The sequence below is a fragment of the Acinetobacter sp. YH12131 genome (assembly GCF_013418635.1).
Taxonomy (GTDB): domain Bacteria; phylum Pseudomonadota; class Gammaproteobacteria; order Pseudomonadales; family Moraxellaceae; genus Acinetobacter; species Acinetobacter towneri.
The window spans coordinates 15,267-38,911 of the sequence record NZ_VPBQ01000013.1 but is presented as its reverse complement, the minus strand read 5'-3'; the positions used below and the strand labels follow the sequence as shown (position 1 = coordinate 38,911).

The window sequence follows — 23,645 nt, the reverse complement described above, 5'->3', positions numbered from 1 at the left end:
AAGGGAACTGTGTTTTTATGCACAATCTCCTTCCTTTTCAAGGGTGAAAAGCATAGCTTCGCTAGGGGGATTTTATTCTTTGAGGGATTTTTAGATGAATATTTTAGTTTTAGGTAGCGGCGGTCGTGAACATGCGTTGGCATGGAAAATCGCACAAGATGACAAAGTCGCTAAAGTCTTCGTTGCACCGGGTAATGCAGGTACGGCAACAGAAAACAAATGCGAGAATGTAGCGTTAGATATTCAAAATAACCCTGCAATCATCGACTTTGCCAAAAATAATGCTGTTGATTTAATCATTGTTGGCCCTGAAGCACCACTGGTCAATGGTGTAGTAGATGCCTGCCGTGAAGCGGGTTTAAAAATTTGGGGCCCAACCCAGTTTGCTGCACAGCTTGAAGGTTCTAAAGCCTTTGCCAAGCACTTTTTAAAACGTCACAACATTCCAACTGCATTCTATGACGTATTCACCGAAGTTGATGCGGCAAAAGCATTTGTTGAAAAAAATGGTGCTCCAATCGTGATCAAGGCGGACGGTCTTGCTGCAGGTAAAGGCGTGATCGTGGCGATGACCAATCAAGAAGCATTTGATGCAATTGATGACATGCTAGCAGGCAACAAATTTGGTGATGCAGGTTCACGTGTAGTCATTGAAGAATTCCTTGCAGGTGAAGAAGCTTCTTTCATTTGTATGATTGATGGCGACAACATCCTTCCTATGGCAACTTCACAAGACCACAAGCGTATTTTTGAAGGCGACCAAGGTCCAAATACTGGTGGTATGGGTGCATACTCTCCTGCCCCTGTCGTGACTGCAGACGTATTTGAAAAAACCATGAATGAAGTGATGCGTCCTACTGTTGAAGGTATGAAAAAAGACGGTCATGTTTATACAGGTTTCTTATACGCAGGCTTAATGATTGACGACAAAGGTCAACCAAAAGTGATCGAGTTTAACTGCCGTTTTGGTGACCCAGAAACACAACCAATTATGATGCGCTTAAAGTCATCTTTGGTAGATTTGGTTGAAGCAGGTATTGCTGGCAACTTACCTGCCGAAGCAGACTGGGATGAACGCAAAACTGTCGGGATTGTATTGGCGACTGCGAGTTACCCTGAAACTTCAGGCAAAGGTGATGTGATTTCTGGTTTAGAAACACAAATGGCAGATGCGAAAGTATTCCACGCAGGTACAGCAAGCAATGCCGATGGTGAGATTGTGACCAATGGTGGTCGTGTACTGTGTGTAACTGCGCTCGGTAATACCATTGGCGAAGCGCAAGCTAAAGCCCTTGAACTGTGCGAAAAAGTTACCTTTGATGGTGTGCAATATCGTAAAGATATTGGCTATCGTGCCATTGCTCGTGAAAATGCTTAAAATTTTTAGTTTAGCCTAAAAATTTAAGTCCATAAAAAAGCTCGTCACTGTACGAGCTTTTTGTTTATCAGGTTGTAACCCATGTACATTGTGATGATCTACGTTTATAAAATACTTTAGATCAATAAACATGCAAAAAATAAAAAGCTTCAAAGAATTTTTAATTTCAATATTCGTTGAGTTTACATTGCAAATACTTTTTATTATTGCAGGATTAATATATTTGGCTTATGTTTTTATAGGGATAGGTTCATTGTTACTCTGTTTGCCTTATATATGGGCGATATATTATCGTTGGAAAAATCATTCATAACTTCTTTTATGTATTTACAGCCATGTTCTGATTCTTGTAACTAAGCCGATTTCATACCGACAATTTCATATCTCGTTTTTTACTATCGATTGCAGAATAAATTTTAAAGCACCTAAATATTTAAACACTTGTTCAAATCCTTAATCTTTACAGAATATATTTATTTATAAGAACTTATTTTGACTTATTCGCTTTCTGTTGTAAAACAGTGATATGCATAACATACACAGCACTATATAGAATTATTTTTTATTGTTATGATGGTGCATCTTTTGAAAAAGTGAATTGCCCATCCATCTCAAAATTATTGATTGAGCTGTGGGCTGACTTTTTCAGTACTCAAACAATACCTACAACATATTTGAGAAACATACAAAATCATCATCATGCGATTCCATCCATCGTGCTGATTTGATTCTTCTCAATCATTGGCAACTTTAGGCACGGCTTAAACTTGCTCGGGATATATTCATGAAAAAGCTCCTTGGTCTTGTACTTGGTCTTTCAGTTGGCTTGGCTGGCTGTGGCAAACAAGAAGCGCCTGCGACTGACGCGGCACAAAAAGATTCTTCTGCTCTACACACTGTCACTATGGCATCGACTGGTTCAGATGCAGATATTTGGCGTTTTATTGCCGACTTACCTGAAACCAAAGCAGCAGGTATTCAACTTGAAGTGAAAAACTTCACCGATTACGTGTCAATGAACACGGCGGTAGCAAATAAAGAAATTGATCTTAACGCATTCCAATCTTATGCCTATATGGTGGCATTTAATGCCAACAATAAAGATCAAATTGCACCGGTCGCAACAACTTACTTAGAGCCAATGGGTATTTACTCAAGCAAAGTGAAAAAGTTGGATGAGTTCAAAACAGGTGCAACCATTGCTATTCCAAATGATGGTGCCAATGAATCACGTGCACTGTTATTACTTCAATCGGCTGGTTTGGTTAAACTGAAAGATGGTTTTGACAATGTTCAAGGCACGCCTGCAGACATCGTAGAAAATGCTAAGCAAATTCAAATCAAACCAATTCAAATGGCAACGGCTGTACGTGTAAAAGATGAAGTCGATGCAATTGTCTTGGGCAACACCCTTGCAATGGAAGGTGGTTTGAACGTACTGAAAGATTCAATTTATTACGAACCAATTGACCAAAGCACAAAAATGAATGTCAATATTCTCGCGACTGCTGCAGATCGTCAAAATGACCCAATCTTGCAAAAAGTAGGTGCGTTGTATCATACCGAAGCGGTGAAGCAATATATTGATCAGCACTTTGGCGGAACAAAAGTTGCGGTAAATAAACCTGTCAGCTATTTCACTGAAGCAGCAAAATAGTAATATAATGCGTTAAACAAAACAGGCAAAGCGAACTTTGCCTGTTTTTTCATTTATGGACATTTCTTGACGATATGATTGAATTTAAAAACATTTCAAAGCACTATCAGCTCAAAGGTCAAACACTGCGTGCGTTGGATCAAATTAATCTACAAATTCCAACAGGCAGTATTTTTGGCATTATTGGCTATAGTGGTGCAGGTAAAAGTACGTTAATCCGCTTGATCAATTTGTTGGAGCGTCCAAATGCTGGGCAAGTCATCATTCATCAAAAAGATTTTACTGCACTCAATGCCCGTGAATTGCGTCAAGAACGTGCCCATATTGGAATGATTTTTCAGCACTTCAATTTATTGCAGACCAAAACTGTGGCTGCCAATATTGAAATGCCGATGAAACTGTTAGGCTGGAACAAAGCCAAACGTGAAAAACGTTTAAATGAATTACTTGAGTTTATTGATTTAAAACATAAAAAAGATGCCTATCCTGATGAACTTTCAGGCGGACAAAAGCAACGTGTCGGTATTGCGCGTGCGCTAGCCAATCATCCTAAAATTTTACTCTGCGATGAAGCGACTTCGGCACTTGATCCGCAGACTACCAAATCTGTACTGGAATTACTGAAAAAAATTAACCGTGAACAAGGCATTACCATTGTAATGGTGACGCATGAAATGGATGTGATTGAATCGGTTTGTGATTATGTTGCAGTGATGGAACAAGGCAAAGTGATTGAAACAGGTTCAACCTTGGAAATTTTTAGTCAGCCGCAACACCCGACCACTAAAAGCTTCATTCAAACTGTGTTGCAGCAACAATTGCCTATCAATATTTTGAATAATCTGGAAAATCAAAATCAGCACAGCATTTATTGTCTGAAATTTTTAGGTAAATCGGCTCAGGAAACCGTGATTCAAGCTATCATTAAACAGTTTGATATTAGCCTGAATATTTTATTTGCCAATATGACCGAAATTGATGGTGCTGTGATTGGGCAAATGTTCATTCAATTACTCGGTGATACAAACGTCATTCAACAGGCGCTTGAGTTTCTGAAAGCCAATGGCGTTGAAGTTGAACAGTCAGGAGTACAAGCATGAGAGATTTAATTGTACAGTGGCTGACCTCAGTAACTGCGCCTTTCTGGAAAAGCTCTTTATCTATTGACCAGTTTGTTACAGCCTTACAAGAAACCTTTCACATGGTGTTCTTTGCCATGTTGTTTGGTTGTATCTGGGGCTTTATTCAGGGCATTACCCTTGTAGTGACTCGTCCGACAGGTATTTTGCCAAACCGTGTGATTTATCACGGGCTTAACCCGATTGTAAACGCACTGCGCTCCCTACCCTTTATTATTTTATTGATTGCGGTGATTCCGCTGACTAAATTGTTAGTGGGTACATCCATCGGAACTTGGGCAGCCATTGTACCGCTGACCATTTATGTCGGCCCGTATATTGGTCGTTTGGTAGAAACTTCACTGCTTGAAGTCAATGAAGGGATTGTCGAATCTGCACAGGCAATGGGTGCTACACCCTTACAGATTATCTTCAAATTTATTTTACCTGAAGCACGTAGCTCACTCATTTTGAACCTAACCACAGCCACCATTAGCTTAATTGGCGCAACTGCTATGGCAGGCGCAGTCGGTGCAGGCGGCATTGGTGACCTTGCTATTTCTTATGGTTATCAACGCTTTGATAGTAGTGTCGTGATGCTAACCGTGGTGGTCTTATTAATTTTAGTGCAATTGGTGCAAAGTTTAGGCGATTGGTTATCTAAACTCAGATAAATCTTTCATCTACACATCAGAAATAGATTCACCATTTAACTCCTTGCTACTCGTATGAGTGTGTAAGGGGTTAAAACCACACTCCTTCTCCATGCATACGTGATTCACGCCATATCAACATCCAAAAAACTGAAATTTTGATATACGGTCAAGATCATCGAAAACCGTAGGAAAAACTTTGCAGCATGTTTTGTCTTGAGCAGAGCATGCTAAACTAACCCGTGATTTTTTAAGGGACTGATTCATGCGCTTTGTTCATTTAGGTATACATACAGAATTTTCGATTACCGAGTCGATTGTACGCGTACCTGACTTGATTAAAGCTGCAGTCAATGAAGAAATGCCTGCTTTGGCATTGACCGATCTCTCTAACCTGCACGCTGCCGTAAAGTTTTATGGCAAATGTTTGGGGCAAGGCATCAAACCGATTTTAGGTTCAGTGCTGCGTTTAAATGATGCCGATCATCGTGTGACGCTATTGTCGATGAACAATCACGGCTGGCGCAATCTGACCGAACTGGTGTCGCGTGGCTATATTGAAGGTCAGCAACTCAATATCCCTTGCGTCAATAAAGCATGGATTTTAGAACAAGCCGATGATCTGATTCTGTTACTCGGCATTCAAAGTGATGTCGGCAAAATGCTGATCACGTCCAATCCACAAAAAGCCGAACCGTTGCTAGAAGAATGGATAGAAAAATTTGGTAATCGGGTCTATTTGGCGCTGACCCGTACAGATCGTCCCGATGAAGATGCTTTTATTGCCGAAGCGGTTAAATTAGCTAAAAAATATAATATTGGCGTGGTGGCACATAATGATGTGCACTTTGTCCGCCGTGAAGATTATGAAGCGCACGAAGCGCGAGTTTGTATTGCCGATGGTTATGTTTTAGGGGATAACCGTCGTCCTAAAACGTATAGTCCTGAGCAATATTTTAAAACTACTGCAGAAATGACGGAATTATTTTCCGACATTCCAAGTGCTATTGAAAACAGCTATCATATTTCCAAACGCTGTAACGTCACGCTGCAATTGGGTAAATATTTCCTTCCAGATTATCCAATTCCAGACGGACACACCATTGATACCTACTTCGCGCACCTATCCAAACAAGGTTTAGAAGAACGTCTAAATGTGCTCTATCCTGTCACACAGCGCGATGAAGACTGGGCAGAAATTCGCAAACCTTATGATGAACGAATTGAATACGAAATTAATATTATTAACTCGATGGGCTTCCCGGGTTACTTCCTCATCGTCATGGACTTTATTCAATGGTCTAAAAATAATGGCGTACCTGTTGGGCCGGGTCGTGGTTCAGGCGCAGGCTCATTGGTCGCTTATAGCTTAAAAATTACCGACTTAGACCCATTGCGTTATGAACTACTCTTTGAACGTTTCTTAAACCCAGAACGTGTATCCATGCCCGACTTTGACGTCGATTTCTGTATTGCAGGACGCGATAAAGTCATTGATTATGTGGCACGCACCTATGGACGTGATGCGGTATCACAAATTGCCACTTTCGGTACTATGGCCGCCAAAGGTGCGATTCGAGATGTCGCACGGGTTTTGGGCAAGTCTTATGGTTTGGCAGACCGTATTTCTAAACTGATTCCAACTAAACCTTTAGGGCTTAGTTTGGAAGAATCAATTGAAGCCGAACCACAGCTGAAAGATGTGGTGACCAATCCATCTAACCCAGACTATGACGATGCTTCAGAAATTTGGGAAATGGCTTTAAAACTTGAAGGCATTACCCGCAACACAGGCAAACACGCAGGTGGTGTGGTGATTGCACCAACCAAAATCACCGACTTTTCTGCGGTTATGTGCGATGCTGATGGAACCGCCCGTGTTGCACAATACGATAAAGACGATGTTGAATCGGCAGGTTTGGTCAAATTTGACTTCTTGGGTTTACGTAACCTGACGGTTATTGAAGATGCAGTACAAAATATCAATAAACGCATCCAAGCCGATACACCGCTAGATATTGCCCATATTCCATTGGACGATAAAGACGCCTATTTAGTCTTTGCCAATGCCAACACCACAGCGGTATTCCAGTTTGAATCCGTGGGCATGAAAAAGATGCTGAAAGAAGCACGCCCAAGCAAATTTGAGGAAATTATTGCCTTCGTGTCCTTGTATCGTCCTGGCCCGATGGATCTCATTCCAGACTTTATTCACCGTATGCACGGTGGCGAGTTTGAGTATCTGCATCCTTTGCTAGAAGGTGTGCTTGAACCAACCTACGGCATTATGGTTTATCAGGAACAGGTAATGCAGGCGGCACAGTATTGTGCAGGCTATACCCTCGGTGGTGCGGACTTACTACGTCGTGCTATGGGTAAGAAAAAACCTGAAGAAATGGTGAAACAGCGCCAAATCTTTATTGAAGGTGCTGCGAAAAAAGACATTGATGCCGCCACAGCCAACCATATTTTCGACTATATGGAAAAGTTCGCAGGCTACGGTTTTAACAAATCCCACGCGGCTGCTTATGCCCTCGTTGCCTATCAGACGGCATGGCTGAAAGCACATTACCCTGCCGAATTCTTGGCTGCGGTAATGTCGTCGGAAATGCAAAACACCGATAACGTGGTGTTCCTGATTGATGACTGTCGCCACAATGGTCTGGAAGTTTTACCACCTTCGGTAAATATGTCTTTGTATCATTTCCACGCCAGCGATGAACGCACCATTGTCTACGGACTTGGCGCAATTAAAGGCGTGGGCGAACAAGCCATGCAATCGGTGATTGATTCTCGCCAAAAAGAAGGTCCATACCGCGATTTATTTGACTTCTGTCATCGTATTGATTTGAAAAAAATCAACAAACGAACCCTTGAAGCCTTAATTCGTGCGGGTGCATTAGACTGTTTAGGCATCGAACGCTCAAGTTTAATGGCACAATTGCCAGAAGCGGTACAAGCGGCGGAACAAGCACGTTCCAACCGTGAAACAGGCATCATGGATTTATTTGGTGAAGTTGAAGAAGTACAACGTAAGCCTGCCAAACCTGTAAAACCATGGTCAGATGAAGTCCGACTTAAAGGTGAAAAAGACACACTTGGACTTTACCTCACTGGTCACCCGATTGATGTCTATCGCAATGAATTAAAAGCCTTTATTCCAAGTAAAATTAATGAACTGACGCCAACCCGTCGTGGCGTGACCACCGTCTTTGCAGGCTTGGTGGTGGATGTCGCCAACTTCCCAAATCGGATGGTGGTCACTTTAGATGATGGTACGGCACGTATTGAAGTATCTGCCAACCATGAGCGCTTCCAACGCTTTAAAGATATTGTACAAACTGAAAAAGTGGTGGTGATTGAAGGCGAAATTTACGAACGTGAAGGTTTTGACCGCCCAATGGGACGCTTAACCAAAGCGTTTAGCTTGAATGAAATTCGTCAAAAACGCGCCAATAGTATTCAAATTCACTTGCACGCAGAACATTTAAGCAAGACCTTGAGTCAAGACTTACAAAATATGTTGCTGCCTTATTGTAATGTGGATTTATGCACGCATATTCCTGTTTTATTGCACCTTGACTATGCTTATGCCACTGCAGAATTACATTTGGGCATTCAGTGGAAAATCGCACCCTTAGATGAAGCCTTGGTCAAATTGCGTGACTATTTTGGTAAAGAAAGCCTGCATATCGAATATCAAGTGAAATCCAAAGCCGCGAAAGCTGTCGATGTGGCGAAACCTGCATCGATTGCTCCACCACCTGCTGATATGAGCATGGATGATGCTATGGATTTATACCATACCGAAGTTGATCAATATTCTTAATTAAAAATTTAACCCATCTGGATTTGTTATGAGTCAAACCGACAATGCAGCTGTTGCCGCACACCTCTCCCACGTGCGTATTGTCATGGTGAATACCACCCTGCCTGCCAACATCGGTAGCGCCTTACGCGCCATGAAAACCATGGGGCTATGTAAATTGGTTTTGGTTGACCCAAAAACCTATCCGCATCCAGATATTGATGCTTTGGCGGCAGGTGCAACCGATTTAATTGAACAGATTGAAGTGGTTGAACAGCTCGAAGATGCAATTGCCGACTGCCATTTGGTCTTTGGCACCAGTGCACGTAGTCGTACTATTCCTTGGCCACTCTTAGATGCACGCCCTGCGGCAGAAAAGTCGTTAAATGCTGTGGCACAGCATGGGCAAAATGTTGCCATTATTTTTGGACGTGAAGATCGTGGTTTAACCAATGAAGAGCTGGCTTTGGCGAATTATCACGTGACGATTCCTGTCAATGAAGAATATGGTGTGCTCAATGTTGCTCAAGCCATTCAAGTGATTTGCTATGAAATGCGTATGGCTGCCATCGATATTGTCGGAAAAATTGCCGATCCTGCAGCGACGATGCAAGTGACAGATTCTGAAGCGATGCAATGGGATGAACCTTTGGTCAACCATGAACAAATGCAACAGTTCTATCCACATTTAGAAAAAATGCTGGCAGAAATTGAATTTATGGATCCAAAAAATCCACGATTATTGCCTTTGCGCTTGCGTCGGCTTTTCGGACGTATACAATTAGATCGTATGGAATACCATTTACTTCGCGGTATTTTTAGCCGCGTACAAGCAATGAATAACGGTTCATGGAAAAAATCTACATCAACACAGGACGAGGATCAAACTAATGCTTAAACAGCTCAAAGAAGACATTCAAGCTGTCTTCGCGCGCGATCCTGCTGCTCGAAATACACTTGAAGTCTTAACCACTTATCCAGGAATTCACGCTTTAATTATGCATCGTGTGGCGCATGAATTATGGAACAGAGACTGCAAGGGGTCGGCACGTCTACTCTCGTCATTTAGCCGTTTTGCTACAGGAATTGAAATTCATCCAGGTGCAAAAATTGGTCGTCGCTTTTTTATTGACCATGGCATGGGCGTGGTGATTGGTGAAACTGCTGAAATTGGTGATGATGTCACCTTATATCATGGCGTGACTTTAGGCGGCACAACGTGGAATAAAGGCAAACGTCATCCAACTTTGGAAGATGGCGTAGTAGTCGGTGCAGGCGCGAAAATTCTAGGCCCATTCACCGTACATAAAAATGCCAAAGTTGGCTCTAATGCGGTTGTGACCAAAGAAGTACCTGAAGGCGCAACTGCTGTGGGTAACCCTGCGCGCTTTATTATGAAAAATAAACCTGCCGATGATCAGGAAGCACGTCGTCGTGATTATGCAGCCAGCATTGGTTTCCAACCTTATGCCGCGACTGAAGATCAATCTGACCCCGTGCTTGACGGTATGCGTGTGTTACTTGACCGTTTACAACAGAATGAAAAACGTATGAATTTGTTATGTCAGCGTTTATCTTTGCTTGATCCAACCTTTAAAAGTCAGCAACAAGATGAACAACCGTATAGCGCTGAAGAATTAAAAATAATTGAAGATGTTAGACGTGAATGTGAAACTCAAAGCAAATAATCTTTTGCTTTAAAAACTTCGTATCACTGTGTAACCAAGCCCCCTCATTTGTATTGCATGTTCGGAACAGATTTCTTAGACTGACCAACATGCAATATTTTCATCTAACACAATCACCACTCACTTTTAAAATAAATTGAACGGAAGAACACCATGACCCTTAAGCCTTTGGCACTCAGCATCCTTGCCGCGACGCTCGTCAGCGCTTGTGTAGCAACACCAAAACAAGAAGTGAAACCACCTATCGTTTTTACAGAACCTGAATTAAGCGCACCATTTTATGCCTTAAACCCTTTTAATTACGATGCCCCACCTCCGTTTGAAATTAACCTACAAAAAGCAGCAGCACAGCCTGTCACCAAAATGGTGGTGACTGACCCGAACAATCCAAGCCAAAGCATCACTTTAGATCAGAACAAATTGATTGTACCTACGGTGAATAACAATCAACGCAGCTTAAAGTTTGCGGCCTTGGCGGGCGAAAATGAAATAGACATCACTGAAATTGATGATTTCTTACAACTGGTTGAAGGTAAGGCACGTCACTATCCGCCACGTTTTAGTGAGCGTCAGGAACGCCGTGGTTTTGAAGCCAAACTTAAAGAAGTAACCGCACAACTAGACACTTTGGCAGCCAATGAAAATGCCTCTTTTGATATTTTAATGCGTGCATTTAAAGCCAGCGTCATGGCACGTAACCTTGACTTAGGTTCTATCTACACTACCCGTTCACTCAGCTATGCACAGCGTATTTTAAAAATTAATCAGGAAGATGCAGAAGCCAACTTCTGGTTTGGTTTTGGCCTGTCTGAAGGTGGTGGTCATCGTGAAGCAATTTCATATTTAGACAAAGCGATGAAAGCGGGTGTGCAGGAAGCTTATTTGTCTGCAGCCAATAATTATATTGCGCTAGAACAAAAGAAAAATGCGGTACAAACGCTGAAAAACTACAAAATCAAATACCCGCAAGAAGCTGAAGTTGCAGACCGTTTAATTGCTGAAATTGAAAAACAAGGTCGCTGGAATGTTTGGCAAGTGATTGCACCACGCACTTAATCTGCACCGATACAAAAATACCTTAAAATAGGCCGTTTCGACGGTCTATTTTTATGGCTAAGCAATTGAATTACGCCTAAAAAAACGTATGATGGAAAAAAATCTTAAAAATTAAGCCAGACTTTCCATGAATAAAATTGTGATTGCTGCACTGCTCAGTACAACACTGCTGTCTGGTTGTCAGGTAGTGAGTGTCAAAAATCAAGCTTTAAAAGTCAGTATCGCCAATGAACGCGATAGCATTTTGTCACGCAAAAAAATCAGTGAAGCCAGTTTGAATGTGCTATCGATGACAGGACGTGAAGCCACTATTTGTGCCCAACAACCTGCAGAATGTGTCAGCGCGCTGAAGCAAATTCCACAGATCCAAGATGAACAATTACTGTCTACGGCAAGTGAATTATATTTAGCCAAAGCCATTGCACTGGAAAACTCCTCGTCCTGCAAAATTGGTATTCTGAATAGTAAAAGATCGGAAGAACAACAGAAAATTAATCAGGCCAATTATGAACAATGTTTAGATCAGCAATTAAATATGCTGGATCAAAGCATTCGTTACAGTTATGCCTACATGTTTCAGACCAAACGTGCTCCACAAGACCGTATTTTTGACAACCGCCAAGTCCAAATTCGCGATTTTTATAATCAGGCGATTGCCAAACTGGTCAGTAGCTATGCACTACGACATAAACACAACGAATTACAACATCAAATTCGTGTCGGCAACAGCATTTATGAAATCGATTTTGATCACTATCCACAGTTGAAACAACAAAAAATTCAGCAATTGATGTCGACCTATAACTTAAACTTTTCGGGTTTACGCTCTATTACCCGCCGTGATGGTTTTGGTTCTGAGTTTTTGGTGGTATTACCTGAAAACCCAAATGATGACATCAGCCAAAGTAAATATATTATTGACCCACTGAAACACGACTATCCATCTGGAAAAAATCCAAACATTCACCAAGCACGATATTTAGCAGCAACCCTCACCGCAGAACCACTTAGCGCTCGTTCAATTGAAGATATTTTATATAGTTCACAATTTAAGCTAAAAGCTTACGATCCTTATAAATACGAAGCTGCAAATATTGCTCAAAAGAACTATCCATTGGCGGCAAACTTTTCTGCGCCTTATGGCTTGTGGTTGGCACAGAATAACTTGGGTAAATCGGCTTATCTTTCACTGATTGATCGTGAAGAACGCCTAAGTATGCCTCATCTGTATTTGCTGGAACCTTATAACCCTAACAAAAAAGTGATTGTACTGATTCATGGTCTTGCCAGCAGCCCTGAAGCGTGGGTGCGTTTAACCAACGATATTATGGGTGATCCTGTATTGCGGGAAAATTTTCAAGTGTGGCAAGTTTTTTATTCAACCAATATGCCTATTTTAGAAAGTCGTTTCCAAATTTATGCTTTATTGCAACAAGGTTTTAAACAGGTCAACTCTTCTGCTGCAGCCAAAAAAGATGCTGTGGTGATTGGACACAGTATGGGTGGTATTTTAGCTCGATTACTGGTGAGTGATACTGACCTTACCCAACCTGCAATGCAAATGCTGAAGAACAGACGTCTGGAACGCTTTAAATCTGATCCGTTATTGCAAGCCCGTTTGCGACTTAAACCCATCACAAATTTTGATCGGGCAATTTTTTTAGCGGCTCCACACCGTGGTACAGAGTTTGCCGACCGTTGGTTTACCCTTGCAGCACGTAAAGTCATTCGCTTACCGACTGCATTTTTAAGCGCGTTTGCGGATACCTTGCAGCAACATGAAGTCGATTTAAAAAATCTAACCAAAGAAATTGGGCATGGCGTCATTCAAAATGGACCGAGTGATTTAAGTAAAAATTCCAAATTTACGGAATTAACTGAAGATATTTTGCCTGTCAAAGGATTTAAATATCACAGTATTATTGGCAATAATACCGACAGCACTGAGCATCTGTTAATGAATGACGATGTGGTGCATTACAACAGTGCCCACTTAGATGGCGCTGTTTCAGAAAAAATTATTAAAGGCGGACATTCCATTCAGGAAACGCCAGAAGCTGTATTGGAACTGCGACGTATTCTTAGATTACATTTGCAAGATTTAGGCTTGTATAAACCGTAATCCGTCACGGCAAATAAAAAACCGAAGTCTAAGTGGCTTCGGTTTTTTATCTATCATGCTATTTTTTAGCAGTATTAGATTGGTGCTTGTCCCCAATAAGCTTTGGTCAATAAGGCCTCTAATTCGGCATAGTCATATTCGCGTGGATTATAATATGGACTATCGCAGATAATACGTGCCACTTGGGCAGGTGCTGTTTCGGGTAATCCTAAATCTTTAAGTGCCATTGGAATATTCAATCTTTGGTTAAGCTGATAAATCGCCAAGCCCAACTGTTCCCGATCTGACACATTTAAAGCTGCTGCCAGTTGATTCATTGCAGCAATATCTGCATGTCGGTTGTAATACACTGAATACGCCAACACAATGGCGTGGGTTTGCGCATGTGGCAACTGATAACGTCCACCTAAGCTATGGCAAATTTTATGATGAATTGCCATCCCCACCGAACCCAAACACACACCAGCCAACCATGCACCATATAAAGCGTGTTCACGTGCCTGCATATTATGAGGCGCTTGCACAATTTCAGGTAAAGCCTGTGCCAGTTGAGTAATCGCCTCTAGCGCCATTAAACTTACAATGGGATTTTTATCCTGTGCATATAATGCCTCAACTGCATGTGCCATCGCATTCATGCCCGAACATGCCGAAATTTCAGTGGGTAAGTTGAGTGTCAATTCAGGATCATAAATCACTACTTTAGGCAAAACTTGAGCTGCTTTGCCTGTGGTTTTCAGCTGGTTTTCGGTGATGCCATACACCGCTGTCATTTCACTACCTGCATAAGTGGTCGGAATTGCAATAATCGGCAAATGAGTTTCTAAGGCAATCGCTTTGGCTAAACCAATCGCAGAGCCACCGCCTAATGCCAAACAGCAATCTACTCCTAAACGCTGCACATCTTGAATGGCCTGATCTGCAACCTCTTTTGGCACATGCATCACCGCATGAGGATAGACCGCTACAGCCATGTCTTGGATTTGTGCCAATAAACGCTCGCCTGCGGCTTGTTGCCCTGCAGTAGTAATAATTAAAATACGCTGATAGGCATAAGGACGTAAAATCTCTTGGATTTTTTGCAGATGACCTACGCCAAAGTGAACATCGATTGGCAATGCCTGATAATGGAATACTTGCATGTTATTGAGCTTAAATATTGTCGTTAGATTTTAATAGCATATAACTATGACTAGGCTGCTGAACAGCCCAATTCTGCAACGCTGCTTTGCAAATATTCAAATAAAGATTCAAGACCAACTATTTTTGCTATAAAAAACAAAAACCCATGATCTCATGGGTTTTTGTATCATTAAAATCAAATGCGATGAATCAATCAGCTATCAATTTTAATGTAAAGAAAACTTGTACTTTTGTGCTTAATCAATTTCTTTTAGGCACACTGCAGATAAAATTGGCACACCGAAACATGGAAGCAACAATAAAATCCAGTATTCTACGACGGTAGCTTCACCACTGATCATATTGATGAATAATCCACCAATGATTAATACCGCTGCAATTAAACCCAGAAAAATTCCAAAAAATCTTGCAGGCATTTTACGTCCCCTGAACAATCAAACAAAAGTGTTAAATCTAGTATATACCTTATAGTTGAATAAGATATGACTTTTTGATCAATTGATGGCTTAAATTTTATTAGGATTTAAACACCTGATTTAAAATGTTTTTTATAGAAAATCACAACGATATTCGATCAGACACATTTCCTAACAATAATAAAATCTTATTAAATATATAATATTATATTATATAGACTCAAAATAAATGAGTGTGGATGAATGAAAACACCAGATCAACTAATCACTGAAGCCAAAAGTGAAATTACAGAAATTAGCGTGCAAGAATTGCATGAAAAATATTTGCAACATCCCGATATTATTTTGATTGATGTACGAGAACCTGAAGAACATCAGGCTTGTGCAATAGACCGTGCAGTGAATTTTCCACGCGGCATGTTAGAAATGAAAATTGCACAACACCCTGTAGTAAACCACTATTGCGATGTTGAACGTGCCCTTACCAATCTGGCTGAACGAGATATTTACTTACTTTGTGGTACTGGTGCGCGTTCTGCACTTGCCACTCAAGCCTTACAAAGAATGGGTTTCGAGAAAGTCTATTCAATGCAAGGTGGTATGCAAGCTTGGCTGGAAGCAGGTTTTCCGACAGTTTCTTTTACAAGATGATACTAGGGTCTGTTGAATGCTTAAATAACGCTCAATATTAAGGTTAAATATTAATTAAAACTTCGTGTAATACTTCAATATTTATCATTGGCATTTTTGTTATAGTATTACATGAATAAATTGAATAAAAGATTGATACAGTGTTTATGATGTTGGGCAGATTGCTAGGATTATTTGCAATCTTGTTACAAGTCGCTGTGTTCCTACAGCCTTTATTGCCAGAGAAACAACATTTTTCCTCTGTCTGTGAAACTATTGCCCAAGCATTATTTTTAGAACGCACCGCACCCCATTCTTCGTATTCATCTACACACCATGAAACTGCGACTCATGTTGCATTGGAACTTGAAAGTTCACACGAACATGCATCATCTGAAGATGCGGCGCATACAGATCATGAATGTGAATACTGTCTAGTTTATAGTTTTGCACTACCATTATTTGAAAACAAACTCAGACCAATTTTAGTCCGAACGCAAATTCGGATTTTGTCTTTTAAAACATCGTTTACACCAACACTATTTCAAACTGAGCCGCTTTTTATTCTACCACAAGGTCGTGCTCCGCCTCGTTTTGACTCTTGAATTTTCTTATCATTTCTTACAGTGTTGCCATCTTTGCTTCACTCTAAAGTGTAAATTTTGCAGTATCAAATTTATGCAGCTGTAGGACAATACTTATTTTAATAACTCATTGACTTGTTTATTCGACCCTAAGGAGGAGATAACTATGCATCTGCTTCAACACAGTCATAATCATGTGAATCATACTGTAGAGCAAACGGCTTGTTTGGATTTAGCACAACAGATCATTAAAGTTCGGCAAAAAATGAATATTTCACAAACTGAACTTGCGGCAAAATTGTGTATCTCTGCCCGAACTTTAGAAAGTTGGGAACGTGGTGTCCGTCAACCGTCGAGTTCTGCTCAAGCATTGATTCGATTATTTATTAAATCGCCACAATTTGTGTTAGAAAACTTGGCATAAAGCACTTTATAATTATGAATTAAAGCAATGTAAATCAATAAAGAAGCTCCCAAGGGAGCTTCTTTGGTCAAAAGAGTTGAAGCATCATTTTGATATACATATAGAATGAATACCCTTGCTGTTTCATAGCTATATATTCAAAAATAGAATAAAGATATGAATTTATATTCAAATACAAGAATACAACTTTTCAATATACTGCTGCATATATTGTTTTTACTCGATCTATATTCTCATGAAATATCTATCTTCTTTTATCTCAATTGCTGTTATCGCACCTTTGTTTTCAACATCTGCTTTTGCAACAACAGGATATTTCATGCATGCATATAGTGTGAAATCTCAAGGAAACGCAGGCACAGCTATTGCCAATTTTCAGGACAGTCTGACTATTGCAAGCAACCCAGCGGGTTTGAGCTGGTTAGATAAGCGTGTTGATGCAGGTTTAACTATTTTCTCTCCAGATCGTGAGTCTGAAATTACAGGAAATGGTTATGGAGCAAATGGTCAGTATGATGGCAATAGCCGTAAATACTTTGTAATTCCAGATGTAGGTTATGTTCACCCAGTGAATGAACAAGTCACTGCGGGTATTGCGGTTTATGGCAATGGTGGCATGAATACCAATTATAAAAATAATCCTTATGCAGTTTATGATAATACAGGAAGCGCAGGTATTTCATTAACCCAAGCCTTTATTTCACCTGCTTTATCTTGGAAATATGCAGAAAATCAATCTATAGCCTTGGCTGCAAATATTTTATATCAACGTTTTAGTGCACAAGGTTTTGCTGGTGATGTCTTTGGTGGTGCTTCGTCAAACGGTGCGGCAATTAGCGATCGTGGCAATGACGATTCATACGGCGTAGGTGCACGTATTGGCTGGTCGGCAAAACCAAATGATAAACTGACCCTTGGTGCAAGCTATTCATCTAAAATTAATGCCAGCCGCTTTAAGAAATATGAAGGTTTATTTGCCAAACAAGGTGATTTTGACGTACCTGAAAGCTATGGTGTAGGTTTAAATTATCAACTTACCCCTGCTTTATCAGTCGCGACAGATTACTTACGCATTAATTATTCAGATGTAGATTCTGTTGGCAATAAACTGGATCAATTATTCGCAAACAATAAATTTGGCACAACACAAGGTCCTGGTTTTGGATGGGATGACATCAATGGCTATAAAATTTCAGCGACTTATCAAGCCTCAGAAAAACTGACTTTACGTGCGGGTTATAGCTATAACGATCAGCCTGTTAAAAATGATCAAACCTTCCTAAATATTTTGGCACCAGGTGTGGTACAAGAGCATTTAAGTGTTGGTGCAACTTGGCAACTCGATGATCAACAAAATGTAAGTGTGGCTTATACACACGCACTCAAAGAAACAGTGCAAGGTAACAACTCTATCCCCGCTGATTTTGGTGGTGGCGAAGCCAATTTAAGCATGAGCCAAAATATTTTGGGCGTGTCATATAGTTTGAATTTTTAAATTCTACATAGCTTGAGTTTGAATAATAGCTTGCCATGATCTGAAAAGATGATGGCTTTTTTTACTTTGATTGTGATAAAGTTTTTCCAAAGTACGGCTTTTAGCTAGAAATAAGACCATGCAAAGCATAATGTTACAACATGCACTACTTTCTAAATGAATCCATAGAAAACAATCAAATTTCGATGCTTTTTATAACGATGAATTACACGAAAAACTCAGTAAAATTCAGCCAAATGACACAATAATTTTCACTTTTAACTTCGCAAATCATACATTTTCAACAGCTAAGCTCTTTGAGCTATGCGATATCATTTTTGAAACTGTGGGTTTAGATTTTATGGGCGATATTTTTTATGGCTGTGTGCTCACTAACACACCCGATCAATTGAATATTATCCATTTAAAAGCTTAAACCGCTCGATGTTCGACTCGTTAGAGAGCGAGCAACAATGACATGCAGGTTCACTAATTTGACTAAGATGGCGTAAAATAAGCTAGTCACATACTTACACTTAAATTACGCTTCAAATTAAAGGACTTCAACTGCATGAACATGACAGAAATCATGGCTGATCTATCTTCACACACTCCAATGATGCAGCAATACTTACGGGTGAAGATGGAACATCCACATTCTTTAATGTTCTATCGCATGGGCGATTTCTACGAATTATTTTTTGATGATGCACACAAAGCTGCCAAACTTTTAGGCATTACCCTCACCCACCGTGGTAAAACTAGTGGCAAACCTATTCCAATGGCGGGCGTGCCATATCATGCTGCTGAAGGTTATCTCGCTCGCTTGGTCAAAAAAGGCGAAACCGTGGTAATTTGTGAGCAAATTGGCGAGGTAACAGGCAAAGGTCCTGTAGAGCGTGGAGTGGTACGGATTATCACCCCTGGTACGCTCACCGATGATGCCCTGCTCAACAGTCATCAATCTTCCAACTTGGTCTCTTTATGCTTACAGCAAAACCAAATTGGTATCGCGTTGCTGGATTTAAGTGCAGGGATTTTTAAAGTTCAGCAAATGGATTATTTGCCTGAACAACTCGCGATTGAACTTTCTCGTTTAATGCCAAGCGAAATTGTGGTCGATGAAGATATTGTCGATCCGAATATTATTGAACAGGTTAAAAAGCAACTTGACTGCCCTGTGACCAAACGCCCAAATGTCGATTTCAACCTAAACAATGCGCAAAAAACGCTTTGTGATCAGTTTGCTGTATCGACACTTTCAGGTTTTGGTATTGATCATTTGCCCTTAGCCAAAGCAGCAGCGGCAGCGTTAATACACTATGCCAAAGAAACCCAAAAAACGGCTTTACCACATATTCGCAGTATTCAATTAGAACAAAGCAGCGATTTTATTGCGCTTGATCCTGTGACCCGACGTAATTTAGAATTGGTTGAACCATTATTTGAACACGGCACTTCTTTATTCCAACTGATTAACGATTGCCAAACTGCCATGGGTAGCCGTTTACTGAGTCGTACCTTGATGCAACCTTTGCGTGACACGGCATTGTTAGATGCAAGACTGGATGCAATTCAAGCCTTAATACAAGGTTACCATGAGTCGCCTGTGCGTTTGGTACTGAAAGAAATTAGTGATATTGAACGTGTGCTGAGTCGTGTCGCACTCGGTAGCGCACGCCCACGTGATTTGGTACAACTACGTCAGGCCTGTGCGCAAATTCCCTATTTGCGTCATGCCTTACAGCCCATTGTTTCTGCACAACAATCCGCACTCATTCAAAACCTGAATGAAGAACTGGGCGATTTTCATGGACTGCATCAACGCCTGATGCAGGCAATTGTAGAAAACCCACCTGTACTATTGCGTGATGGCAATGTCATTGCAGAGGGTTTTGACAGTCAACTCGATGAACTACGCAAAATCCGTGATCATGCGGGGCAATTCCTGATTGATTTAGAAGTCAAAGAGCGCCAAGAAAGCGGTATCCCAACTTTAAAAATTGGCTACAACCGTGTCAGTGGTTACTACATTGAGCTCACTCGCGCCCAAGCCGAGCAAGTACCTGAACACTATATCCGTCGTCAAACTTTAAAAAATGCAGAACGCTACATCACCCCAGAGCTAAAAAGTTTTGAAGATAAAGTCCTGTCTAGCGAGTCCCGTGCTTTAGCCCGTGAAAAGATGCTATTTGAAATGCTATTGGATGAATTACGCCAAGACATTGCTCAATTACAAATGATGAGCAGCGCGATTGCACAAATTGATCTATTGGCAAACTTTGCCCATCAAGCACGTTTACGCAATTGGGCACGCCCTGAATATAGCCCTGAAATTGGAATTAAAATTACTGCAGGACGTCATCCTGTTGTTGAGGCCTTGAGTAAAACCGCCTTTACACCGAATGATACTTTACTCGACTACAATCATCGTTTGGCAATTATTACTGGCCCGAATATGGGCGGTAAATCAACGTATATGCGTCAAACCGCACTCATTGCCCTACTTGGCTATTGTGGTAGTTATGTGCCTGCCCAAACAGCCGTATTAGGTCCTATTGATCGCGTGTTTACCCGTATTGGTTCTGCCGATGATTTATCGACAGGTAAATCGACCTTTATGGTCGAAATGACTGAGACTTCACAAATTTTACACCATGCAACCTCACAGTCTTTGGTGCTGATGGATGAAGTTGGTCGCGGAACCAGTACCTACGATGGCTTATCTTTGGCATGGGCATGTGTGTTGGATTTAAGCAAACGCATCAAATGTTTATGCCTATTTGCAACGCATTATTTTGAATTGACCGAATTAAGCAAAGAATCTGGGGTGGATAACTACCACGTAACCGCCAAAGAAATGAATGGCAACCTGATTCTCTTGCACAAAGTTCAACAAGGTCCTGCAAGCCAAAGTCACGGTTTGCAAGTGGCAAAATTGGCAGGCATTCCAGCCAATGTGATTAAAGAAGCGCAAAACCGTTTAAGAATTTTAGAAAAACAGCAGCACAAAAATGTCAATTTAGCCGTTCAAGATGACCTATTTGCACCAGCAACAAGCTCAGCTGAACCAGAAGTGATTGAACGTGTAATAGAGGTAGAAAAACCATCACCTGCTTTAGATTTATTACGCAGTATAGATGTCGATAATTTAACGCCACGACAAGCGCTGGAACAATTGTATGCTTTAAAGGAACAATTGAACGCTTAGCCGCTGTTATTTCTAAAATATTTGAGCTAAACAAAGACTCTCAATTGAGAGTCTTTGTCATTTATAAGTTTTTTTGATGGTTTTATCCCCCTTTTATCAAATTTAGCAGCACTGTCTATATCAAATATCAGTAAAAGCGATTGTTAGTTGTAGTGATTTTTGCCTAAAATAGACTATTCTGAATTAGAACCATATTTTTAGGTAGCTGTCGCCATGACATTTGTTGTCACTGAAAACTGTATTAAATGTAAATATCAAGACTGCGTTGAAGTTTGTCCTGTAGACTGCTTCTACGAGGGTCCGAACTTCCTTGTCATTAATCCAGACGAATGTATCGACTGTGCATTATGTGAACCAGAGTGTCCTGCCAACGCTATTTTCTCTGAAGATGAATTACCAGAAGGTCAGGAAGTGTTTATCGAGCTAAATGCTGAACTTTCACAGACTTGGCCAAACATTACACAAATTGGCGATCAACCTGCTGATCGTGAAGAATGGAATGGCAAACCAGACAAATTACAATACTTAGAAAAGTAAGTTCGTCTTGTTGTGAAAAAGATCAGTCCTGTGCTGATCTTTTTTTATACCTAAAACACACATTTGATTGCAATATTTTCAAATTTTAACCAGCATTTTCGATTAGAATACTGCCACTTTAAATAAATATCTGATTTGCCTAATGAAGAAATTTTTCAAGGCGCTGTTTTCGTTCAGCATTGTTCCCGTTATCTTGGTTGCCTGTAGTTCAACCCCAAACAGAACAACAACGATCACCACGCCCGATGGAAAACGAATTTTCATTCCTCAAGAAAAAATCACCTATGAGCGTCAGGTAGCACCTAAAATTGTGCCTTATTCGTATAATGCATGGGTGGCAGTGAGTGACAATTTACGCCAAGTTCGTGAATATGAACGCTTCTTGGAACACAACGGTGTTGGCAATATTATTCCAAGTTTTGAATTAATGCGTACCGCACGTGACTGGCAACGCTGTGGACGTTCGCAATTTATGATTCCAAGTCGTGAATTGTGGCAAAATCAGGTGCCTACCTTGCGTGTATTTAAATATTTGGTCGCCTCTAAAGTCTTAACTGATTTTGAAGTCACTTCTGTCTATCGAGATTTACCACTGAATCAATGTGCAGGTGGTGCGAACTCATCGCGTCACTTATTTAACTCAGCCATTGATTTTAGAATAGGGCCACAATTCCCGAATGCCGAAGACTATGCCTATATTGAAAGTACCAAATACAGACTGTGTCAGTTCTGGCAGCAATATGGTCAAAGTTTAAACATGGGCTTAGGCTTATACGCTTCAGGACAAATTCATATTGATACACAAGGTTATCGAACTTGGGGGCCAGATTTAAGCCGCCATTCATCTATGTGTAATTTCTAATTCAGTGTTGTTTAGAATTAAATCCTAAAGAGGTCAAATTGACCTCTTTTTTTATTGCGAAATAGATTATCACCTGCTCCATTCCGCGAATAAATTGCACTCTGAGCAGAAAAGTTTACAATGCACACATCGCAACAAAGGTGAGCACGCTATGCAACAAATGTGGACGGATATCGATCACTATATCGAATCACATTTAATTCCCGAAGACCCAATTTTGACGCAAACTTTAGAAAATACCGATGCCAAAGGTTTTCCAGATCACCTTGCAGTTGCGGCAAATCAGGGCATGTTGCTACAAATGCTCATTCAAATGAATCAATGCAAACGTGTGTTGGAATTGGGCACATTCGCAGCTTATAGCACAATGTGGCTAGCACGTGCGCTGCCTGAAGATGGTTATATACTCACGATTGAAGGACGTGATACCCATGCAGCTTTGGGACAGGAAAATATTGACCGCGCTCAATTAAAACAAAAGGTTGAATTAAAAGTTGGTCGTGCTGCAGAAATTCTAAAAGCTCTGCCAGAAGATACTGAAGCTTTTGATTTTATTTTTATTGATGCCGACAAACAAAGCTATCCTGAATATTTGGAACTGAGTCTTAAACTTTCACGCTCAGGTACAATTATCTTTTTAGACAATGTAATTCGTGCAGGGGAAATTTTAAATCCTGACAATCACAAACCAAGCATTGAAGGGATTCGTGACATGTTCAAAGCCATGCAAAATCATTCGCGAATTTTATCGTGCACAGCATTACAAACTGTAGGCAGCAAAGGACATGATGGCTTTGCTTTAGCGATTGTAAAGTAAAGTCCACACAAGGTTAAAAAACAACCTAAAGCAATTTTACATTATATATTATAATGTTACATATACT

General features: G+C 40.6%; 19 protein-coding genes. 17 read left to right on the top strand and 2 right to left on the bottom strand.

The genetic code is table 11. From position 1 onward, the window contains the following. Window positions 1-94 precede the first annotated feature (94 nt). From purD to FTU66_RS09965, 9 genes are all read left to right on the top strand, one after another. On the top strand, window positions 95-1,378 hold the full coding sequence (gene purD, locus FTU66_RS10005) for a phosphoribosylamine--glycine ligase (RefSeq protein ID WP_180112763.1): 1,284 nt from the start codon (window positions 95-97) through the stop codon (window positions 1,376-1,378). 784 nt (window positions 1,379-2,162) lie between these two features. Beyond that, entirely contained in the window at window positions 2,163-3,035 is an 873-nt protein-coding gene (locus FTU66_RS10000) for a MetQ/NlpA family ABC transporter substrate-binding protein (RefSeq protein ID WP_096900915.1), read from the top strand. A 74-nt stretch (window positions 3,036-3,109) separates the two neighbouring features. Beyond that, on the top strand, window positions 3,110-4,135 hold the full coding sequence (locus FTU66_RS09995) for a methionine ABC transporter ATP-binding protein (RefSeq protein WP_180112762.1): 1,026 nt from the start codon (window positions 3,110-3,112) through the stop codon (window positions 4,133-4,135). Further along, window positions 4,132-4,827, top strand: a complete 696-nt coding sequence (locus tag FTU66_RS09990; protein ID WP_004973122.1) for a methionine ABC transporter permease — start codon at window positions 4,132-4,134, stop codon at window positions 4,825-4,827. Before FTU66_RS09995 ends, FTU66_RS09990 begins: the two co-directional genes overlap by 4 nt. Window positions 4,828-5,071: 244 nt before the next feature. Beyond that, complete coding sequence (dnaE, locus tag FTU66_RS09985) at window positions 5,072-8,635, top strand: DNA polymerase III subunit alpha (protein ID WP_180064582.1); 3,564 nt, start codon at window positions 5,072-5,074, stop codon at window positions 8,633-8,635. Window positions 8,636-8,663: 28 nt separating this feature from the next. Next, window positions 8,664-9,512, top strand: coding sequence for an RNA methyltransferase (locus FTU66_RS09980; RefSeq protein ID WP_004973119.1), 849 nt, complete (start codon window positions 8,664-8,666; stop codon window positions 9,510-9,512). Continuing rightward, window positions 9,505-10,302: a serine O-acetyltransferase gene (gene cysE / locus FTU66_RS09975; protein ID WP_180112761.1), complete on the top strand. Its 798-nt coding sequence runs from the start codon at window positions 9,505-9,507 to the stop codon at window positions 10,300-10,302. The genes FTU66_RS09980 and cysE overlap by 8 nt, the downstream gene beginning before the upstream one ends. A gap of 153 nt (window positions 10,303-10,455) precedes the next feature. After that, window positions 10,456-11,358 (top strand): ABUW_2363 family tetratricopeptide repeat lipoprotein, encoded by a 903-nt coding sequence (locus tag FTU66_RS09970; protein WP_168417495.1) that lies wholly within the window; start codon window positions 10,456-10,458, stop codon window positions 11,356-11,358. Window positions 11,359-11,485: 127 nt separating this feature from the next. Continuing rightward, window positions 11,486-13,480 carry a triacylglycerol lipase gene (locus FTU66_RS09965; RefSeq protein WP_180112760.1) on the top strand — a complete coding sequence of 665 codons (1,995 nt, stop codon included), beginning with the start codon at window positions 11,486-11,488 and terminating at the stop codon, window positions 13,478-13,480. Between the two features lie 74 nt (window positions 13,481-13,554). Here the strand turns inward: FTU66_RS09965 and FTU66_RS09960 are convergent, their stop codons facing one another. Both FTU66_RS09960 and FTU66_RS09955 read right to left on the bottom strand, forming a co-directional pair. Then, a complete protein-coding gene (locus FTU66_RS09960; protein ID WP_180112759.1) occupies window positions 13,555-14,622 on the bottom strand; it encodes a maleylacetate reductase in 1,068 nt (355 codons plus the stop codon). A gap of 237 nt (window positions 14,623-14,859) precedes the next feature. Then, the gene (locus FTU66_RS09955) at window positions 14,860-15,039 is read right to left on the bottom strand and encodes a hypothetical protein (protein ID WP_096900920.1); all 180 of its coding nucleotides are present in this window, start codon (window positions 15,037-15,039) and stop codon (window positions 14,860-14,862) included. Window positions 15,040-15,282: 243 nt separating this feature from the next. Between FTU66_RS09955 and FTU66_RS09950 the strand changes: the two genes are divergently transcribed. The 8 genes from FTU66_RS09950 to FTU66_RS09915 all read left to right on the top strand — a co-directional run bounded on the left by FTU66_RS09950 (window position 15,283) and on the right by FTU66_RS09915 (window position 23,578). Beyond that, complete coding sequence (locus tag FTU66_RS09950; RefSeq protein WP_096900921.1) at window positions 15,283-15,690, top strand: rhodanese-like domain-containing protein; 408 nt, start codon at window positions 15,283-15,285, stop codon at window positions 15,688-15,690. Between the two features lie 149 nt (window positions 15,691-15,839). Then, window positions 15,840-16,274: a DUF2946 family protein gene (locus FTU66_RS09945; protein WP_096900944.1), complete on the top strand. Its 435-nt coding sequence runs from the start codon at window positions 15,840-15,842 to the stop codon at window positions 16,272-16,274. Window positions 16,275-16,419: 145 nt separating this feature from the next. Beyond that, window positions 16,420-16,677 (top strand): DNA-binding transcriptional regulator, encoded by a 258-nt coding sequence (locus FTU66_RS09940; protein ID WP_004973099.1) that lies wholly within the window; start codon window positions 16,420-16,422, stop codon window positions 16,675-16,677. A gap of 235 nt (window positions 16,678-16,912) precedes the next feature. Continuing rightward, window positions 16,913-18,172 (top strand): OmpP1/FadL family transporter, encoded by a 1,260-nt coding sequence (locus FTU66_RS09935; protein WP_180112758.1) that lies wholly within the window; start codon window positions 16,913-16,915, stop codon window positions 18,170-18,172. A 550-nt stretch (window positions 18,173-18,722) separates the two neighbouring features. Then, window positions 18,723-21,362 carry a DNA mismatch repair protein MutS gene (gene mutS / locus FTU66_RS09930; RefSeq protein ID WP_180112757.1) on the top strand — a complete coding sequence of 880 codons (2,640 nt, stop codon included), beginning with the start codon at window positions 18,723-18,725 and terminating at the stop codon, window positions 21,360-21,362. Between the two features lie 213 nt (window positions 21,363-21,575). Beyond that, window positions 21,576-21,899: a ferredoxin FdxA gene (fdxA, locus tag FTU66_RS09925; protein WP_004973093.1), complete on the top strand. Its 324-nt coding sequence runs from the start codon at window positions 21,576-21,578 to the stop codon at window positions 21,897-21,899. 142 nt (window positions 21,900-22,041) lie between these two features. Next, the gene (locus FTU66_RS09920) at window positions 22,042-22,761 is read left to right on the top strand and encodes a D-Ala-D-Ala carboxypeptidase family metallohydrolase (protein ID WP_004973092.1); all 720 of its coding nucleotides are present in this window, start codon (window positions 22,042-22,044) and stop codon (window positions 22,759-22,761) included. 151 nt (window positions 22,762-22,912) lie between these two features. After that, on the top strand, window positions 22,913-23,578 hold the full coding sequence (locus FTU66_RS09915) for an O-methyltransferase (protein WP_004973089.1): 666 nt from the start codon (window positions 22,913-22,915) through the stop codon (window positions 23,576-23,578). Window positions 23,579-23,645: the final 67 nt, after the last annotated feature.

Coding starts and splice junctions, on each gene's coding strand:
- FTU66_RS09995 (WP_180112762.1), top strand. CDS start 3,110: ATGATTGAATTTAAAAACATTTCAAAGCACTATCAGCTCAAAGGTCAA.
- FTU66_RS09960 (WP_180112759.1), bottom strand. CDS start 14,622: ATGCAAGTATTCCATTATCAGGCATTGCCAATCGATGTTCACTTTGGC.
- mutS (WP_180112757.1), top strand. CDS start 18,723: ATGAACATGACAGAAATCATGGCTGATCTATCTTCACACACTCCAATG.
- FTU66_RS09920 (WP_004973092.1), top strand. CDS start 22,042: ATGAAGAAATTTTTCAAGGCGCTGTTTTCGTTCAGCATTGTTCCCGTT.
- purD (WP_180112763.1), top strand. CDS start 95: ATGAATATTTTAGTTTTAGGTAGCGGCGGTCGTGAACATGCGTTGGCA.
- dnaE (WP_180064582.1), top strand. CDS start 5,072: ATGCGCTTTGTTCATTTAGGTATACATACAGAATTTTCGATTACCGAG.
- FTU66_RS09950 (WP_096900921.1), top strand. CDS start 15,283: ATGAAAACACCAGATCAACTAATCACTGAAGCCAAAAGTGAAATTACA.
- FTU66_RS09915 (WP_004973089.1), top strand. CDS start 22,913: ATGCAACAAATGTGGACGGATATCGATCACTATATCGAATCACATTTA.
- cysE (WP_180112761.1), top strand. CDS start 9,505: ATGCTTAAACAGCTCAAAGAAGACATTCAAGCTGTCTTCGCGCGCGAT.
- FTU66_RS09935 (WP_180112758.1), top strand. CDS start 16,913: ATGAAATATCTATCTTCTTTTATCTCAATTGCTGTTATCGCACCTTTG.
- FTU66_RS09955 (WP_096900920.1), bottom strand. CDS start 15,039: ATGCCTGCAAGATTTTTTGGAATTTTTCTGGGTTTAATTGCAGCGGTA.
- FTU66_RS10000 (WP_096900915.1), top strand. CDS start 2,163: ATGAAAAAGCTCCTTGGTCTTGTACTTGGTCTTTCAGTTGGCTTGGCT.
- FTU66_RS09945 (WP_096900944.1), top strand. CDS start 15,840: ATGTTGGGCAGATTGCTAGGATTATTTGCAATCTTGTTACAAGTCGCT.
- fdxA (WP_004973093.1), top strand. CDS start 21,576: ATGACATTTGTTGTCACTGAAAACTGTATTAAATGTAAATATCAAGAC.
- FTU66_RS09980 (WP_004973119.1), top strand. CDS start 8,664: ATGAGTCAAACCGACAATGCAGCTGTTGCCGCACACCTCTCCCACGTG.
- FTU66_RS09965 (WP_180112760.1), top strand. CDS start 11,486: ATGAATAAAATTGTGATTGCTGCACTGCTCAGTACAACACTGCTGTCT.
- FTU66_RS09940 (WP_004973099.1), top strand. CDS start 16,420: ATGCATCTGCTTCAACACAGTCATAATCATGTGAATCATACTGTAGAG.
- FTU66_RS09990 (WP_004973122.1), top strand. CDS start 4,132: ATGAGAGATTTAATTGTACAGTGGCTGACCTCAGTAACTGCGCCTTTC.
- FTU66_RS09970 (WP_168417495.1), top strand. CDS start 10,456: ATGACCCTTAAGCCTTTGGCACTCAGCATCCTTGCCGCGACGCTCGTC.